The following is a 17,522-nucleotide window of genomic DNA, read 5'->3' on the forward strand; positions in this document are numbered from 1 at the left end:
TGAGCCGGGCATGAGCGGAAAATGATGCGAAAATGAAAAGCGACGAGGCCGTGAGTTTTACCTGAGCGGCAATCTCAAATCGACCTGGAGACCGCTACCCAGACGGGATGTGGAGAGATCCACAGTTGCCGAGAGACGATCAGCGGTGTCCGCGACGATCGCAAGCCCAAGCCCAGCCCCTTCGGTATGCAGCGTATGAAGGCGGTAGAAGCGTTGGAACACCGCTTCCCTTTCATGCGGCGGAATGCCGGGGCCGCTGTCGCTGATGGAAATGCAGGCAAAGCCATCCTCCGAGGCGATAGAAACTTTGATTTCCCCTCCCGCAGGCGTGTATTTGATCGCATTGTCGAGCAGATTGGTGACGAGCATGCGCAGCAGCGCCTCATCGGTTCTGACCTGGATCGCCTCATCGCCTTCCAGCACGACGTCGAGTTCGCGGCTGGTGATGATATTGCCGAGTTCGGCGATGAGCGACGCCATCCAGTGATAAAGCTCTATCGAGGTGAGATTAAGGGGGTGGTGACTGACCCTGGCGAGCCGCAGCAGCTGTTCGATAAGATGAATGGTGCGGTTGTTGCTGGCCACGAGATCGGAAACGATCGCGTGCCGCTCCTGATCACTTTCGCTGTTTTCGAGCATCCGCAAAAGCAGCTTCACGCTCGCCTGGGGCGTACGCAGCTGATGCGCGGCAAGATCGGAGAAGCGCCGCTCCAGCGTCAGCGACTGGCCGAGCTTTTCCAGCAGCTGGTTGATCGACCGGCCAAGCGGCAGCAGATCGCGCGGCAGCTCTTCGACCGGGATAGCCGAGAGATCGTCAGGCGATCTTGTCCGGATCTGCCGCACCAGCCCATGAATCGTGCGCAGGCCGCTATTGATGCCGAGCCAGATGAGAAAGCCGATGACCGGCACCAGCATCAGCAGCGGAAAAAACAGATTGAGAAGAATGTTGGAAACGAGCGTTTCGCGAAGCGCGATCTTTTCGCCGAGTTCGATCACGATAGTCGTGTTCGGAATCGGCAGCGAATAGACGCGCCATTCGTCGCCGCCATAGGTCAGCGTGGTAAAACCCACCTTCTGCTGCGGGACGTCAGAGAGGAAGGCGGTGCTGCTGTAGAAGCGGATATTGCCGTCGACCCAGGCGCGGAACATATGCGCATCGGCATAGTCATCAGCGTCTTCGTTGAAAGCCAGCTGATTGTCCATGTTGAAGTCGATATCGTCGATCTGCTTGGCGCCATGGTCCGGATTCTTCTCCAGCGGCCGGCGCAGCAGGCTCCAGATCACGTTGGCATCGTCGATGAGCTGGGCATCGTAGATATTGTTGATCTCCCGCGTCGCGCTGTTGAAGGCGAAGGCGGCGATCACGACGATCGTCACCACGACGACAGGCGCGATGCGCAGAAACAGCTTGCGGGTAAGCGTGGAATTGTTCATCGCTCGATCATATAGCCGACGCCGCGGATCGACTTGATGAAATCGGTGCCGAGCTTCTTGCGCAGATTGTAGATCGTCACTTCGATCGTATTGCTCTCGACGGTGTTTTCCGCATCATAGAGCGCATATTCGATATCGTTCTTTGTCACGTACCGGCCGCTGCGCTCCATGAGCAGCTTCAGGAGATGAAATTCTTTCGCCGTGGTATGAACCTGCACATTATCCTTGCGAGCCACCATGGCCGAGGGGTCGACCTCCACGTCGCCGCAGCGGATGACGCTTTCGGTCCGCCCGTCACGCCGGCGGATGAGCGCGCGCAGCCTCGCCAGCAGCTCGTCGAGATCGAACGGCTTGACCAGATAGTCGTCGGCGCCCTCATCCAGACCTTCGACCTTCTGGCGCACGGAATCCATCGCCGTCAGCAGCAGCACGGGAACGGAATTTCCCCGCTGCCGGATGCGACGCAACACCTCCATGCCGCTTAGCTGCGGCAGATTGATATCGAGCACGATCGCCGCAAAATGCGAATGCGCCGCCGCTTCGAGGCCGGATTCGCCGTCGCGCATCCAGTCGACCCCGTAGGCATGCTTTTCCAGCGCCTTCTTCAGCGATGAGCCGAGGATATTGTCGTCTTCAACAAGCAGAACGCGCACGACCGACCTCACTTGACGGTGTATTCCATAGCGGATGTGAGCCGCAATTGGAGCGGCCATGTGGCAAAGCTATGACGGATATTTTCCGCCTGGCAAGAGCTTCGGGAAGAGACGGCATTCCTAGCGGTGGCTCGAAGGCACGGTTTTGCGCCGAATACGGCCTCATTGCTGCGTCGCCATCAGGCATTCCGCAAGACAGATTGCAGCTGGTGCGCTCTCCTGCGGCTGCAATATCCCTATCTCGCGATAAAACCCCGGTTCGGATAAGGGCACCATGCGGATCGGCGCCACCGGAGGAGGGCTGCCGTCGACAACAGGCAGAAGCGCCACCCCGAGCCCGAGCCCGACCAATGCGGCAATCCCGGCGATGTCGTCGACCTCCACCGATTCACGCGGAACGATCGAATGCGACCGCAGGAAGCGGTCGACCTGCCGCCCTCCGAAAGAGCTGCGATCATAGCGGATGAAGGGCTGCTCGCGCAGCAGTGTCCGCCAATCATCGCCCTGCAGCTTTTCGGGAACCGCAAGCACGTAGGGCTCGCGCACCAGGGGCCGCCAGATGAGATTCTTGGGCAAGCCGAAGGGTGGTTCGATGAGCACGGCAAGATCGAGTTCGCCGGCATCGAGCAGGTCGAGCAAATGCAGAGAGACCCCTGGGACAATGCGGAGATGATGATTTGCGAATCGCAGGCGGAAGGAGCCGAGAGCGCGGGCAAGCAGCGCCGATTGGACGGAAGCAATTGCGCCGACGCGCAGCTCGCCGCCCGAAGCCTCGTCGACGGGATCGGCAATGTGCTCGAACATCGCGATAATGCTCTTGGCGCGTTCGAGCGTTCTAAGCCCGGCAGCATTCAGTGTCGCGGAGCGGCCCGTCCGCTCGAACAATTTAACGCCAAGCCTTTCCTCGAGCCGCTTCATCTGTCCGCTGACGGCGGCCTGCGTCAGGCCGATCCTGTCCCCCGCCGCAGCAAACGTTCCAAAGCGGGCGATAGCAACAAGGGTTTGAAGTTCCGCAATCATGATTCATAATTTTTCCTGTATCTCAACATCACGATATACCATTTTTCATAGAGAAAAATGTATCTTATTCATGGCTGCATCACTTCGCTTCTTGGAGACGATCATGAGCGCAGCACCGCTTCATCCCTTCCACCTCGCATTTCCCGTCAACGATCTCGCTGCGGCGAGAACCTTCTATGGCGGCCTTCTCGGTTGCCCCGAAGGCCGCAGTTCGCCTGATTGGATCGATTTCAACTTTTACGGCCATCAGATCGTCGCCCATCTGGCGCCGGGTGAAACGACAGACGTGGCAGCAAATGCCGTCGATGGCCATGGCGTTCCGGTACGCCATTTCGGCGTCGTTCTGTCGATGGAGGAATGGGAGGCCGCCGCCGAGAAGCTGACGAAAGCCAACATCGAATTCGTCATCAAGCCCTATATCCGCTTCCGGGGCGAGCCGGGAGAACAGGCGACCATGTTCTTCAGGGACCCGAGCGGCAATGCCATCGAGATGAAGGCTTTCGCCGACATCAACAGCCTCTTCGCCAAATAGGGATCAAGCCGGCGACAGGAGCAGCCTCGTGTCGCCGGTAAACCTCTAGGCTGCCGTAATGCCGCTCGCAGCGGCATCCTTGTGTATCGCCCGCAGCTTTCGCATGGACGCTTTCAGCACGTCGAAGATCCGGGGATCGGCCGATTGCGCGACGTTGAACCGCATGAAGCGGCCGGCCGTCTCCGACAGGCTGAAAACATTGCCGGGCGCGAGGATGACCCCTTCCGCGAGGCAAGCACGGGCAAGGTCGGCGGCATCAAGCCCTTCCGGAAGCCTGCACCAGAGAAACATGCCCGCATGCGGCTTGAGCCATGGGGTGATACCGATCGCTTCCAGCCGGGCCGCAACCTCATCCATCGCCTTCGCAAGCCGGACGCGCAGCGCCTCGACATGCTTGCGATAACTTCCATCCTTCAGCGCGAGATAGATGAGCTCGGCCGACACTTGCCCGCAGCTGAAGCTGCTGGCGACCTTGAGATCGACGAGATCGTCGATCCACTCGGGCTTCGCGGCGATGAAGCCGCAGCGAATGGAGGCCGAAAGCGTTTTCGAGAAACTGCCGATATGGATCACCCGGTCCAGCCCGTCATAGGCGGCCAGACGCGGCGCCGGCACCTGCTCGAAATCGGCGAAAATATCATCCTCGATGATGATGAGCCCGGAAGCATCCGCCAGCTTCAGCAACCGATGCGCCGTGACGGGGGAAAGCGCCGCACCGGTCGGATTGTGAATGGCGGAGTTGGTGATGTAGAGCCGCGGCTTGTGCCGTTCGAGCACCTGGCCGAACAGCTCGACATCCGGCCCCATCGGCGTGAAAGGCACGGAAACGACCTTGGCGCGATGCGCGCGCAGCAGTGCATGGAAATTGAAGTAGCAGGGATCGTCGACCACGACGGTATCGCCGGGTTCCAGCAGGAACCGGCAGAGAAGATCGATCGCCTGCGTGCCCGATTCCGTCAGCATGATCTGATCCGGAGGCACGTTGATTCCATGTTCGCCCAGGCGCCGGGCCAGCAGCTGCCGCAATGGCGGCAGGCCGAGCGGTGTCCCGTAATTCGCAAGCACTCCGATATCGCCGCGCGCAAGTGTGCGCATCGCCTTGCGCAAGGCCGCCTGCGGCAGCCATGAAGGCGGCAGCCAGCCGCAGCCCGGTTTCATGGCATCGTCGCCGACTTCGAGCGATTGCCGCGAGATCCACAGCGGATCGACATTGCGGCCCGATTTCTCTCCCGTTTCGGAGAGCGATAGGGGCGGCAGCGGCCCGCAGACATAGAAGCCGGATCCCGGCCGTGAGCGGATCACCCCCTCGGCCGCAAGCCGTTCATAGGCCTCCACAACGGTCGAAACCGACACTCGCATCGTCTTGGAAAAGCTGCGCACGGAAGGAAGCCGCGCGCCGGGTACGAGGCTGCGCGTAGCGATGCGCTCTGATATCGCCGCCATCACGCCTTCGATCCGGGTCGTGCCGGCAGCGCCGGTCATCGAGAGACTATCCATCCGTACTGCACCTTCAACCATAACAGTTCGCATAGATTGTACTGCACCGTCTCTGGTTCCGCCAGACAAATGCGCCGATACCGCGAAAGCCAATAGGAGCATGCGCAATGGACAAAACGACGACGGGATGGATCTACGGTTTGACGGGAGTGGTGATCTTCAGCGGCTCGCTGCCGGCAACGCGCGTAGCCGTCATGGATTTCGACCCTCTGTTCCTGACCGTTGCCCGAGCCGTAATCGCCGGCCTTCTGGGTCTTGGCCTGTTGCTCGCTTTTCGCGAGAAGCGCCCGGCTCGCGGCGACATCGTCTCGCTGACGATCATCGCCCTCGGCTGCGTCGTCGGCTTTCCGCTCTTGACGGCACTGGCGCTGAAGCATGTCACGTCAGCCCACTCGATCGTCTTCATCGGACTGCTGCCGTTGGCGACCGCCGTCTTCGGCGTACTGCGCGGCGGCGAGCGGCCCCGTCCGGCCTTCTGGGTATTCTCCATCCTCGGCAGCGCGCTGGTGTGCAGCTATGCGCTGGCACAGGGCCTATCGGCCTCGCCGGTCGGCGATCTCCTGATGCTTGCAGCCGTGATCGTCTGTGGCCTTGGCTATGCCGAAGGTGCCGTTCTCTCACGCCGGCTGGGCGGCTGGCAGGTCATCTGCTGGGCTCTCGTGCTGTCCCTGCCCGTCACCATCGCGCTCTGCTTCATGACCATGCCGCACAGCATTGACGGTATCGGCGGCCCTGCCTGGCTCGGCCTCATCTATGTCTCGCTCTTCAGCATGCTGATCGGCTTCATCTTCTGGTATCGCGGGCTCGCCCAGGGTGGCATAGCCGCCGTCGGCCAGCTGCAATTCCTGCAGCCTTTCTTCGGCTTCGCGCTCGCCGCGGCCCTTCTCAAGGAAAGCGTCAGCTGGTCGATGCTCGTCGTAACCCTCGCCGTCGTCGCCTGCGTCGCCGGAGCCAGAAAATTCGCACATTGAGACCATCACCCGGCAAATCAAGGCACTTGATCTTCTAAACCGATCGGTCCATTTAAAGCCAATCAGTTTAGAAGAAGCACATCATGCCGACCTCTCTCGTCCCACCTTTCACCCGCGAAACTGCGATCGCCAAGGTCCGCATGGCAGAGGATGGCTGGAACAGCCGCGATCCGGAGCGTGTCTCCAAGGTCTATACGGAGGACAGCCAGTGGCGGAACCGTGCTGAATTCCCGCGCGGCCGCAAGGAAATCGTCGAATTCCTGACGCGCAAATGGGCACGCGAACTGGACTATCGGCTGATCAAGGAACTCTGGGCCTTCGAGGACAATCGCATCGCCGTGCGCTTTGCCTATGAATGGCATGACGATGGCGGCCATTGGTTCCGCTCCTATGGCAACGAGAATTGGGAATTCGACGCCGAGGGCCTGATGCAGCGCCGTTTCGCCTCCATCAACGACATGCCCATCAGGGAAGAGGGCCGGAAATTCCACTGGCCGCTCGGCCGCCGGCCGGACGATCATCCTGGCCTCTCCGACCTCGGCCTTTGAGATGGCGCGTACCGTCTTCGAAAAATCCGACGCCATTGCCCTCGTTGCCGAAGTCTATCGCGAGCTCGGCTACGAGGGCGCGTCGATGAGCGAAATCACCGCCCGTACCAAACTGTCCAAGGGCAGCCTCTATCACTTCTTTCCGGGCGGCAAGGAACAGATGGCCGCCGAGATCGTGGCCAATATCGACGCCTGGTTCGTGACCGAAATGTTCAAGCCGCTCGAAGAGGAAGAGCCGCGTGCCGCCATCGCCCGCATGTGGGAGACAACGGATAGCTATTTCCGCTCCGGCCGTCGCGTCTGCCTGATCGGCGCCTTTGCGCTGGACGAAACGCGCGACCGTTTCTCCGCTGCCATCCGAGGCTACTTTCATCATTGGATCGAGGCGCTTTGTGGCGCTTTGCTCAGGGGCGGCGTGCCAGGTGCCGAGGCGAAAATGCTCGCTGAAGAGGCTGTCATCGGCATTCAGGGCGCGTTGACGCTTGCCAGAGCCCTTGAAGATGAGACGGTGTTTGGCAGAACCTTGGCGCGCCTAAAGCACCGGTTGGAAACCGCCCTCGGCTAAAGCCATTTCATCGACGCGAATCACCGGACTATCGATGCTTCGCCCTTGCCGAATGCGCTCGTACTATTAGCTATTCCTCCACTTTTGCTGACGATATCCCCGAAAATCGCCGGGAAACGGCATCTCCAGGCCCACGAGGTTGGGGATGACTACTTCAACAACCCACTGATATTAAAGAATCCTCCACAAAAGTATGTCATCGTTAATCATCTTTGATTTGCAACTATCCAAGCTCCCATGTTCAGCAGGGAATGGGAGCATCGAGGAGATGGATAGAAGATGCTGCAGCAGGTAAACGAAACCGACGACGCGCTGATCGACCAATTGCAACGCTCGGCGTTCGACTATTTCATGCTCTATACCAATCCGGAAAACGGACTGGTGGCGGATACGTCGATCAAGACGAGCCATTGCAGCATTGCCGCCGTCGGCTTCGCGCTATCGAGCTATCCGGTCGCCGTCGAGCGCGGCTGGATCAGCCGCGCCGATGCCGCAAAACGGGTATTGGCCGCCCTCGATTTCTTTGCCGACAGCCAGCAGGGCACCGAACGCGGCGCCACCGGCCATCGCGGTTTCTATTATCACTTCCTTTACATGGAAACCGGCAAGCGCGCCTGGAACAGCGAGCTTTCGACGATCGATACCGGTCTGCTGCTGCTCGGCGTCTTGACAGCCGCCGCCTATTTCACCGGAAACAGCCAGGTCGAGCGCGATCTCCGCAAGCAGGCGAAATTTCTCTATGAGCGTTGCGACTGGCATTGGGCCTTGAACAAGGGCCAGACCATCAGCATGGGCTGGAAACCGGCCAGCGGCTTCCTGCGCTGGCGCTATCAGGGCTATGACGAGGCGATTTTCCTCTATTTGCTGGCGCTCGCCTCGCCGACGCATGCGATCCCATCCTCCAGCTACGACGCCTTTGCCTCGACCTATACTTGGATGATGTTCAAGGACGCGCCCTTTCTCTATGCTGGGCCGCTGTTCATCCACCTCTTCTCGCATGCCTGGATCGATTTCCGTGACATCCGCGACAAGCACGTCGCCGACAAGGACACCGATTACTTCCGCAATACCCAGGCGGCAATTGCGGTGCAGCGCGATTACACCGAGCGCAATCCCGGCCATTTCGTCGGCTATACGAAGGATATCTGGGGCCTTTCCGCCTGTGACGGTCCGAACCCGACTGGCACCAAACATAGCCTGCGCTATGCCCCGAAAGTCTTCGGCTATGCCGCCCGCGGCGCGCCGCTGGGTCCCGACGACGGCACCATCGCCCCATGGGGACCGCTATCCTGCCTGCCGTTCGACCGCGAAGCGGCGCTCGATGGCACGCGGGCGCTGCTTTCAACCTATCCCAACCTGCTGCTCGACGGCCGCTTCCCCGGCGGCTTCAATCCGAGCGTGAAAGGCCCCGGCCCGGAAGGATGGGTGGACGACCGCTCGGTGGCGATCGACCAGGGGCTACTGGTCATGATGATCGAAAACGCCCGCACCGGCATGATCTGGGACCTCATGCGGCAATCTCCGATCCTCCGCACCGGCCTGGAACGCGCCGGCTTCACCGGCGGCTGGCTGGACGAGAAAAAGGCAAAGCCTGCCATCGCTTGATCTGCCGATCGCGGTGGCCATCAGATGGCTCCGTCAATACAGCGGCTATCTGCCAAGCCCCTCACCCTAGCCCTCTCCCCGCAAGCGGGGCGAGGGGACGATCGAGCCAACCAACTATCCTCTGATCAATGCAGCGCCCTGTTTTGCGCCATACCTTCCTCGCCCCGCTGCGGGGAGAGGGCTGGGGTGAGGGGCCGTGTATGCAAGCGCGGCAAACACACACTCACCCGACTAGCACCTTTGACATCTCAAAGCCTCTCGATTGCCGCAATCACCTCATCCTCGACGGTAACCCCCTCCGTCAACGCAAGATGTCGTGCACTCTGCCCGCGCCGGCCGGGCAGACGGACGTTCGGATCGCGGGTGATTTCGCCTGCCAGCAAGGCCAGCCGTTGTGCCGTATCCCCGGCACTCGTCGCCTCCGGATTGATGGCAATGATCGTGTGCCCGAGCGCCGGCGGAGCGCCTTTGTCGTCGAAAAGCGAGGAAGCCTCGAAGGCGTAGTTGGCGCCGGTCAGGCCGGCCGCCAGAATTTCGACCATGAAGGCAAGTGCCGCACCCTTGGCATCGCCGGCCGGGACCATCGTCCCGGCCAGAGCCTCTTCGGCATCCGTGGTCGGCCTGCCCTCGCGATCGAAAGCCCAGTCCGCGGGGATCGAAGCGCCCTGCTGCCGCGCCGCCATCACCTTGCCGCGCGCCACCTTGGACAGCGCGAGGTCGATGACAACAGGCTCGTCGCCAGGAAGCGGTGCGGCGAAAGCGATCGGGTTGGTGCCGAAAACAGGTGTCTTGCCGCCCCAGGGCGCCATGGAGGCCGGCGCATTGGCGACCATCAGCGCCACCAGCCCTTGATCGGCAAAACGCTCGACCGTCAGGCCCATGACGCCGGCATGATGCGAACGGCTGATGGCGGCAAGCGCAATCCCCTGCTCCCGGGCGACAGCCGGAAGCTCGGCAACGGCAAGGTCGAGCGCGGGATAGGCATAGCCGTTGCCGGCATCGATGCGCAGCACGGCAGGAGAAGGCCGGCTGAGCTGCGGCTGAGCGAAGCCATCGACCTTACCAACCTTGGCCTGTCCGGCATAGGCAGGCACGCGCCGCAGCCCATGACCACTCTGCCCGGCGGCCTCCGCCGCGACGAGCGCGACCGCCACCGAGCGGGCATTCGCATCACTCACCTTGCTTCGCCGCAGAGCCGCCACAACAAGCGTTTCAGCTTCGGCGAGCGACAGGTGCATGAGACAAGATCCTGAACAAGATGGGAGGTTAAGGGACCTTCTACGCCCTCATTCGCCTCATCGCAACGCAGCAAAGTGCCATTACGCCACGTCGAACTTGACGCCCTGCGCCAGCGGCAGCGTGCGGCCGTAATTGATCGTGTTGGTCGCCCGGCGCATATAGGCCTTCCAGGCATCCGAGCCGGACTCGCGGCCGCCGCCGGTTTCCTTCTCGCCGCCGAATGCGCCGCCGATCTCGGCGCCGGAAGGGCCGAGATTAACGTTGGCAATGCCGCAATCAGAACCGCGCGCGGAGACAAACGTCTCGGCCTCACGCATGTCATTGGTGAAGATTGAGGAGGACAGGCCCTGCGGCACGGCATTATGCAGCGCCAGTGCCTTGTCGAAATCGCTGTACTTCATGACATACAGGATCGGCGCGAAGGTCTCCTGCTCGACCGGGCCGGTCTGCTCGGGCATTTCGACGAGGGCCGGACGGACGTAAAAGGCCTCGGCAGAGCCGTTTTCGACGCGCTCGCCACCGGTCACCATGCCACCGGCTGCCTTCGCAGCGGCGAGTGCCGACTGCATGCGCTCGAAGGCCTGCTTGTCGATCAGCGGGCCGACGAGGGTTCCCGCTTCAAGCGGATTACCGATCGTGACCGAGCCATAGGCTCTCTGCAGGCGCGGAACGAGCTGATCATAGACGCTGTCATGAACGAAGAGGCGACGCAGCGTCGTGCAGCGTTGGCCGGCCGTGCCCATTGCCGAAAAGGCAACGCCACGCAGGGTGAGATCGAGATCGGCCGTCGGGCAGACGATCGCTGCATTGTTGCCGCCAAGCTCGAGGATGGCGCGGGCGAAACGGCCGGCAAGACGCGGGCCGACCGCCCGGCCCATCGCCGTCGAACCGGTCGCCGATACCAGCGGCACTTGGCGATGATCGACCAAAAGCTCGCCGAGATCGCGGCCACCGATCAACAGCGTCGAAAGATCGGCGGGGGCCTCACCGCCTTCGGCGACGTAGCGCTTCAGTGCCTTTTCGAACAGAGCCTGCACGGCAAGCGCCGTCAGCGGCGTCTTTTCCGACGGCTTCCAGATGGTGGAATTGCCGCAGACGATGGCAAGCGCCGCGTTCCACGACCAGACGGCGACGGGGAAATTGAAGGCCGAGATGATGCCGATCGCACCAAGCGGATGCCAGCTTTCCATCATGCGGTGCTCGGAGCGCTCGGTGGCGATGGTGAGGCCATAAAGCTGGCGCGAGAGACCGACGGCGAAATCGCAGATATCGATCATCTCCTGCACTTCGCCGAGACCTTCGGAGGTGATCTTTCCGACTTCGATGGAGACGAGTCGGCCAAGGGCAGCCTTGCCGGCGCGCAATTCCTCGCCAAGCAACCGGATCAGCTCGCCGCGCTTCGGCGCCGGCACATCGCGCCATGCGAGAAACGCCTCGTGCGCCGCGGCAATCGCAGCCTTCGCCTCACCGGCCGAATGCTCCCTGAGCCAGCCGATTTCGGCACCGGTCACAGGAGACGTGACGGCAAGCGTTCCGCCGGTATAGTGATCAGCCGATACGCCAAGCTCCGTCAATATTGCCTTGGTTTCGGCAGCAAGATCTGATGTCGCGGTCATCTTGTTTCCTCTTCCCGTAATGCCGGTTCGATTATTTTACACCCGGGCACCGACGAAATGCGCAGCCTGGGCGCCCGCCTCGTACCACATTTCCTTTGCCGCCCTGAAGCTCGGCTCGACGATATCGGTCACCGGCAGCGGCAGATCGGCCTCGGAAATCTGCCCGAGAATATGGCCGGCCAACACCTTGCCGAACACGGTGCCGGGCGCAATCCCGCGGCCATTATAGCCGGAGAAGCCGACGACATTCTGATCCAGCTTGTGAAAACGGGGCAGCGCATTGTCGGTCATGCCGATCTTGCCATACCATTCGCATTCGAAGGGAATGTCGCCGAGCTGCGGAAAGAGCTTTCTGATCGACCGCCGAGCCCAGTTCTTGTGGATGGCAAGACCGGTGTTGCGCAGCGCACCGACGCTGCCGAAAACGAGCCGGCCGGCCTGATCCATGCGGAAGGACGAGAGCACTTCTTTCGTATCCCAAGCCCCTTCGCGTCCGGGCAGCACGGATTTGCGCAAGTTGTCGCCGAGGGGGACGGTGGCGAAATTGAAATAGGGCAGATGCACCTGTTCGTTCCGCACCATTTCCCAGGGACCGGTGCTGTAGGCGTCCGTGGCCACCACGATCCAGTCGGCGCTGACCTTGCCGCCATCGGTCGAAACCACCCATTTCGCACCACTTCTTTCCGTCGATGTCACGCGGCTGCCGGTGTGAATGGTAACGCCGGCTTTGACTACGGCATGGGCAAGGCCGCGCGCATAGGCAAGCGGCTGCAGCGTGCCGGCGCGCATGTCGAGCAGTGCCCCCGCATAGGCCGAACTGCCGACCCGGCGTTCCGTTTCCCGCGCATCCAGCACCGTGACCGGCGCGCCGCGCTTGCCCCATTGCCGGGCGCGCTCCTCGATTTCCTTCAGTCCCTCCGGCCCGACGGCGCAATGCAACGTGCCGTTGCGCTCGAGCTCACAAGCGATGCCGTGCTTGTCGATCAGCTCCATGACCAGCTTCGGCCCATTGCCAAGCAGATCGAGCAGCCGCTCGCCATGGACGGCGCCGAGTTCGCCCGGCAAATCGTCCGGCATCACCCACATGCCGGCATTGATGAGACCGACATTCCGCCCCGCCCCCCCAAAGCCGATTTCATTGGCTTCCAGCAGCACGACGCTGGTGCCGGATTCCGCCAGATGCAACGCCGTCGAAAGACCGGTATAGCCGCCCCCGACCACCACGACATCGGCGGAAACTTCGCCGGAAAGTGGCTTCGTTGCTGGCGGCGAGGGGGCGGTTTTTTCCCAGAGACCATGGGAGCGTTGGTCATTCAGCATGAAATCGGTCCAATCGACAGAGATAATCGCGCCAATCTAGCGCCATGCTCGAAATTGCGGAAGCGGCAAGAGCGACATCCGATGGACATGGCATGATGCCAAAAAATCATCGGCTTTGGAGAAAAACTTGCATGGCGGCGGCGCTTTCGACCATGATAGAGAAAAGCCGGCCGCGATCGCGGTCGCAGGCAAAAGCAGGACATTCTCATGAAGCCCATTTTCGTTCAGCTCCAATGCGCCCCCGGCAAGACCTACGAGGTCGCCGACGCCATCTACCAGACGGAGTTGGTTTCGGAACTGTATTCCACGAGCGGCGACTACGACCTCCTGATGAAGGTCTACATTGCCGAAGAGCAGGATATCGGCAAATTCATCAACGACCACATCGCCAACATCCCCGGCATCGTCCGCTCGCTGACGACGCTAACCTTCCGAGCGTTTTGAGAGGTGCGGACTTCGGGTCGATACATCATCTACTTCGAAATTGCCCCTCACCCCAACCCTCTCCCCGTTTCGACGGGGAGAGGGAGCTCATCGAGCTTCACGGCAAGGACACGAGCACGCAGCAAACACGAAAACAGTCCCCCCTCCCCGCAAGCGGGGAGAGGGCTAGGGTGAGGGGCAGCCGCCTGCCCCGCTATTAACCCTCTTGCCCGAAACCGCGCGGCTTTCCGCCTGCGATTAAACCCTTTTTAACCGACCCGATGATCTGCTTCGCCGACTGATCAACGGGCGGCGCGCTGCAGCGTCGGATTGCTCGCCATGCGGCGCTGCATAGAGGTCGAGGGTGGATCGATGACATCGGCTGTTGCGGATATTCAGGTAAACAAGCACACCGGGCCGCTGATCGTGCATGTCGTGCGCCAGTTCCTGCCGAACAAGGGCGGCCTGGAAGACGTCGTTGCCAATCTCTGCCGCCAGCTGGTTTCCCGCGGTTATCGCGTGCGCGTCGTCACCTGCAACAGCCTGTTTTCCGATCCCGGCCGGAAGCTCGCGGAACACGAAACCATCGACGGCATCGAGATCGTCCGTATTCCCTGGTCAGGCTCCAGCCGCTATCCGCTGGCGCCGAAAGTCTTCCGCCATCTGGCCGATGCCGACCTCGTGCATGTTCACGCCGTCGATTTCTTTTTCGACGCGCTGGCCTGGGGCAAGCTGATGCACTGTCGGCCCATGGTCGCCACCACCCATGGCGGCTTCTTCCACACGCAGAAATATGCAGCCATCAAAAAGGTCTGGTTCAATACCGCAACGCGGCTGTCCGCGCTCGGCTATGCCTCTCTCATCTGTTGCAGCCAGTCCGACGCGCGCCTGTTCTCCCAGATCGCCGAGAGCCGCGTGCACTTGATCGAAAACGGTGCCGATGTCAGCAAGTTTTCAAATTGCGCCGCCTTGGAAGCACGCCGCCGCATGGTCACCATCGGCCGATTCTCCGTCAACAAGCGGCTCGATCATCTTCTCGACGTCATGAAGGTGCTGGCGGCCCGCCATGACGACTGGCACCTCGATATTGTCGGCGCCGAGTCTGATCTCGATCGTGCGATGCTGGAAAACGAAATTGCCGCCCGCAATCTGACGCGCAATGTCGCACTGCATGTGTCGATCGACGAGGGCTCGATCCGCAACATCATCGCCCGCGCCTCGCTCTTCGCTTCAGCTTCAGAATATGAAGGCTTCGGCTTGGTGGCGATCGAAGCGATGAGCGCCGGCCTGCTGCCGGTGCTGAACGTCAATGAGGCCTATAAGGCGATGGCCGAAACCCATCCGGCCCTCATGCTCGCAGATTTCGCAGATCCGGAAGCGGCCGCCGATACCCTGACCGCAGCCTTCGAGCGCCTAGAGGCCGACGATCTGAGCTTGCGGCAGGAATTGCTGCGGGACGCCCGCGCCTATGCCTGGAATGAAGTCGCCCAACGCTACATGGATGTCTATGCCGAGACGCTGACGCCGAGAGGCAAATCGCCTCAGCTTCTGCGCCAGCGTGGCCAGGCGGCGTAACCTTCCAGAATACCCATCAGCCAGGCGCGCTTGTAGCGTGCCGCCTCGACGTTGAAACGCGCCAGCGCCGCCAGCCAGCCGGCGACCGGGCGAAACAGCCGGTAGCCGACATAATACAGCGGAAACGCCTGCTTGCGCATCAGAGCGCCGAAGCCGCGCCCATATTTGCGGGCTCGCTCTACCTGCCGCGGCCCATACTCGCTGGTGACTTGATCGTGATGGACGATCAATTCCGGGAAGAACATCGCTTGCCTGCCGGCGCCGAGCGCGCGCAGCAGGAAATCTGCCTCCTCGCCGCTCTGGAACGGCGATTCCGAACCGACCCCAAGATTCTCGTCGAAACCGCCGATATCGGAAAGCGCGGCGCGGCGGACGAAGATGCCGTTGGAATTGCCGCACTTCAAGTAGTTCCAGCGCGTCAGCGCCAGCCGCGTCTCGCCTGTTGGGCTGACGGAAGCGAGACCCTCGGCATCGAGCGTGCGGCCGGTGACGATCGCGAGCTCTGGATGGGCCGAAAACAGTGCCGCTGCTGTCGAAAGCGTCTCGGCCTCATACCAGCAATCATCATCGGGAAAGCAGATGTAATCGCCTGCCGCGACGACCATGCCATTGTTGCGCGCCCGCGAAAGTCCCTTCGGCGAACGGATGTGACGGATCGTGAAGGAAGAGGAGAAGCTGTCGATCAGCGTCCGCAGCCGGTCGTCGGCATTCTGATCGACGACAACAACCTCGAAATCTTTATGACTCTGTTGGGTCAGCGAACGGAATAGCCGCTCCAGCTGATCGAACCGATCGATCGTGCAGACGATGAGGCTGAACAATGAAACCCTCCGCTCAAGCCCTGCGGCCAACATCAGAGAGAAAGAATATTAGCCAAAGTAAAAAACGAACTTATGGCAGCATTAAACCCTAAATATTAAGGCATATGAAATAGAACTGGCGCTATCCCCACGAAAAGCCGGATAGGAGCGAAGTCCCGGCAATTTGAGAAACGGTCAGTCTTCATGACGAAGAGCATAATGGCAAATTCGGTTTTGAACGCCGCGGCGGGATTGACCCTGCTTGCGACCGGCTTTGCCTGTTCGATCATCGCGGCGCGTCTGCTTGGCCCGGAGGCCAACGGCATCATCGCCTTCTCCCTGTGGTTGACGACAACAGGCGCGCTCGTCGCCGAGCTCGGGGCCGGCGTTACCCTGCTGCGCGTCCTGCCGCAGTTGAAGGGAAACGGCTATTCGACGGAAGAACGGCTGGGCTTTGCCGCTTACCTTCTGCAGCCGACGATTCTCGCAACTGTCATCCTGCTCGCCGGCTATGTCGCCTATTATTGGGATACGGAGCGGCTGCATTGGGCGGGCGATGCATCTGAAGTCATCGCCATAACGGGCGTGTTCTTCGTTCTTCAGTCTCTTGGCGCCTATAGCAAGAACTATTTGATCGGCGAGCAGCGCGTCAGCGCATTCCTGCGCCTCACCTTGATAAGCTCGGCGCTTCAGCTCGTTACGGTCCTCTTCGGCGCGATCTTCTTCGGCGTCAGCGGCGCGCTAGCCGGCTATGCGATTGGCCAGCTGCCGATGTTCATCGCGACGCTCAGAATCGCGATCGCCCGCAAGAACAGCTGCGGTGTCGGCCTTTCCGCTCTCGCCAGTTCGTCGCTCATTCTCTCGATCGAACTTATCAACAGCTCGATCTTCCTCAACCGCATCGAGCTTTTGTTCCTGCAGCGTTACTGGGGCATAGAAGCGGTCGGCTTTTACGCCGTCGGCCTGTCGCTCGCCAACCTGGCGCTGCAGCTACCGGTGCAGTTGAGCGGTAGCCTCTTGCCCTATTATTCCGAGCAGATGCACGCGAGGGAATCGGACAAGCTGCCGGTCGAGGTCTTCGCCGGAGTGGCGCGCAGCATTGCCTATATCACCCTGCCGATGAGTTTCGGTCTGGCAGCCATCTCGCCGGAACTTGTCGTGACGATCTTCGGCCCAGCCTTTGCGCCGAGCGGCGGCATGGTGGCGCTGCTGTCCCTGACTGCCGTACCCTACGTCTTCATGCAGATCTGCACGCAATATCTCTATTCGCTGGATCGCGTGCGCGAACGCACCGTCATCGGCGTCGTCGCCAGCTTCGTCATGGTCGTCGGCTGCGCCGTCGCCGTGCCCTTCTACGGAGGCGAGGGTGCCGCGCTTGTTCGCCTGCTCGCCTTTGTCGCCCTGTGCATGATGACGGTACGCCGCATGGAATTCGAAGGATCGACGCGCGGTATGCTCATCAACCTTGCAAAAGTCACGGTTGCTGCCATTGTGTGCGCGGTTGCAGCCTATGGTTTCGTTCAGGCGCTGACCGGTGTCGCAGGCCTCGTAGGCGCCATCATCGCCGGCGCGCTGGCCTATGGCATTGCGCTCAGACTGCTGAAAGCCGTTCCAGCCGAAGATATCGACGTCATGCAGAAGATCGCGATGCGATTGCCTGCACGCATAAATCCGATTGCCACTCAGGCTCTGGCTCTCTTAGCGCCGCGCCGAATGTGAGGAGA

Annotated in this window: 16 protein-coding genes; 8 read left to right on the forward strand and 8 right to left on the reverse strand. The window is 61.2% G+C overall.

Features of this window, described 5'->3' with window-relative positions:
• Positions 1-57 precede the first annotated feature (57 nt).
• The 3 genes from RTCIAT899_RS17280 to RTCIAT899_RS17290 form a co-directional block, all read right to left on the reverse strand.
• Positions 58-1,434, reverse strand: coding sequence for a sensor histidine kinase (locus RTCIAT899_RS17280; RefSeq protein ID WP_015341520.1), 1,377 nt, complete (start codon positions 1,432-1,434; stop codon positions 58-60).
• Positions 1,431-2,087 (reverse strand): response regulator transcription factor, encoded by a 657-nt coding sequence (locus RTCIAT899_RS17285; RefSeq protein ID WP_041678005.1) that lies wholly within the window; start codon positions 2,085-2,087, stop codon positions 1,431-1,433. The genes RTCIAT899_RS17280 and RTCIAT899_RS17285 overlap by 4 nt, the downstream gene beginning before the upstream one ends.
• 162 nt (positions 2,088-2,249) lie before the next feature.
• Positions 2,250-3,107, reverse strand: coding sequence for a LysR family transcriptional regulator (locus RTCIAT899_RS17290; RefSeq protein ID WP_015341522.1), 858 nt, complete (start codon positions 3,105-3,107; stop codon positions 2,250-2,252).
• Between the two features lie 103 nt (positions 3,108-3,210).
• On the opposite strand from RTCIAT899_RS17290, the gene RTCIAT899_RS17295 reads away from it, so the two are divergent.
• Positions 3,211-3,639, forward strand: coding sequence for a VOC family protein (locus tag RTCIAT899_RS17295; protein WP_015341523.1), 429 nt, complete (start codon positions 3,211-3,213; stop codon positions 3,637-3,639).
• Positions 3,640-3,684: 45 nt separating this feature from the next.
• On the opposite strand, the gene RTCIAT899_RS17300 is transcribed toward RTCIAT899_RS17295, so the two are convergent.
• The gene (locus RTCIAT899_RS17300; protein WP_051043235.1) at positions 3,685-5,136 is read right to left on the reverse strand and encodes an aminotransferase-like domain-containing protein; all 1,452 of its coding nucleotides are present in this window, start codon (positions 5,134-5,136) and stop codon (positions 3,685-3,687) included.
• Positions 5,137-5,243: 107 nt separating this feature from the next.
• On the opposite strand from RTCIAT899_RS17300, the gene RTCIAT899_RS17305 reads away from it, so the two are divergent.
• The 4 genes from RTCIAT899_RS17305 to RTCIAT899_RS17320 all read left to right on the forward strand — a co-directional run bounded on the left by RTCIAT899_RS17305 (position 5,244) and on the right by RTCIAT899_RS17320 (position 8,825).
• Positions 5,244-6,107: a DMT family transporter gene (locus RTCIAT899_RS17305; protein ID WP_015341525.1), complete on the forward strand. Its 864-nt coding sequence runs from the start codon at positions 5,244-5,246 to the stop codon at positions 6,105-6,107.
• 83 nt (positions 6,108-6,190) lie between these two features.
• A complete protein-coding gene (locus tag RTCIAT899_RS17310) occupies positions 6,191-6,655 on the forward strand; it encodes a nuclear transport factor 2 family protein (RefSeq protein WP_015341526.1) in 465 nt (154 codons plus the stop codon).
• A gap of 1 nt (position 6,656) precedes the next feature.
• Positions 6,657-7,220: a TetR/AcrR family transcriptional regulator gene (locus RTCIAT899_RS17315; protein ID WP_015341527.1), complete on the forward strand. Its 564-nt coding sequence runs from the start codon at positions 6,657-6,659 to the stop codon at positions 7,218-7,220.
• Between the two features lie 279 nt (positions 7,221-7,499).
• On the forward strand, positions 7,500-8,825 hold the full coding sequence (locus RTCIAT899_RS17320; RefSeq protein WP_015341528.1) for a glucoamylase family protein: 1,326 nt from the start codon (positions 7,500-7,502) through the stop codon (positions 8,823-8,825).
• Between the two features lie 248 nt (positions 8,826-9,073).
• Here the strand turns inward: RTCIAT899_RS17320 and RTCIAT899_RS17325 are convergent, their stop codons facing one another.
• The 3 genes from RTCIAT899_RS17325 to RTCIAT899_RS17335 all read right to left on the reverse strand — a co-directional run bounded on the left by RTCIAT899_RS17325 (position 9,074) and on the right by RTCIAT899_RS17335 (position 13,000).
• The gene (locus tag RTCIAT899_RS17325) at positions 9,074-10,063 is read right to left on the reverse strand and encodes an Ldh family oxidoreductase (protein WP_015341529.1); all 990 of its coding nucleotides are present in this window, start codon (positions 10,061-10,063) and stop codon (positions 9,074-9,076) included.
• An 81-nt stretch (positions 10,064-10,144) separates the two neighbouring features.
• A complete protein-coding gene (amaB, locus tag RTCIAT899_RS17330; protein ID WP_015341530.1) occupies positions 10,145-11,680 on the reverse strand; it encodes an L-piperidine-6-carboxylate dehydrogenase in 1,536 nt (511 codons plus the stop codon).
• Positions 11,681-11,716: 36 nt separating this feature from the next.
• Positions 11,717-13,000, reverse strand: coding sequence for an NAD(P)/FAD-dependent oxidoreductase (locus RTCIAT899_RS17335; RefSeq protein ID WP_015341531.1), 1,284 nt, complete (start codon positions 12,998-13,000; stop codon positions 11,717-11,719).
• A gap of 207 nt (positions 13,001-13,207) precedes the next feature.
• On the opposite strand from RTCIAT899_RS17335, the gene RTCIAT899_RS17340 reads away from it, so the two are divergent.
• Both RTCIAT899_RS17340 and RTCIAT899_RS17345 read left to right on the forward strand, forming a co-directional pair.
• Positions 13,208-13,444, forward strand: coding sequence for an Lrp/AsnC ligand binding domain-containing protein (locus tag RTCIAT899_RS17340; RefSeq protein ID WP_015341532.1), 237 nt, complete (start codon positions 13,208-13,210; stop codon positions 13,442-13,444).
• A 351-nt stretch (positions 13,445-13,795) separates the two neighbouring features.
• On the forward strand, positions 13,796-14,998 hold the full coding sequence (locus tag RTCIAT899_RS17345; RefSeq protein ID WP_041678007.1) for a glycosyltransferase family 4 protein: 1,203 nt from the start codon (positions 13,796-13,798) through the stop codon (positions 14,996-14,998).
• On the opposite strand, the gene RTCIAT899_RS17350 is transcribed toward RTCIAT899_RS17345, so the two are convergent.
• Positions 14,965-15,819, reverse strand: a complete 855-nt coding sequence (locus tag RTCIAT899_RS17350; protein WP_015341534.1) for a glycosyltransferase family 2 protein — start codon at positions 15,817-15,819, stop codon at positions 14,965-14,967. The genes RTCIAT899_RS17345 and RTCIAT899_RS17350 overlap by 34 nt on opposite strands.
• Positions 15,820-16,017: 198 nt before the next feature.
• On the opposite strand from RTCIAT899_RS17350, the gene RTCIAT899_RS17355 reads away from it, so the two are divergent.
• On the forward strand, positions 16,018-17,517 hold the full coding sequence (locus tag RTCIAT899_RS17355; RefSeq protein ID WP_244441425.1) for a lipopolysaccharide biosynthesis protein: 1,500 nt from the start codon (positions 16,018-16,020) through the stop codon (positions 17,515-17,517).
• Positions 17,518-17,522: the final 5 nt, after the last annotated feature.

The sequence above is a fragment of the Rhizobium tropici CIAT 899 genome (genome assembly GCF_000330885.1).
In the GTDB taxonomy this organism is placed as follows: domain Bacteria; phylum Pseudomonadota; class Alphaproteobacteria; order Rhizobiales; family Rhizobiaceae; genus Rhizobium; species Rhizobium tropici.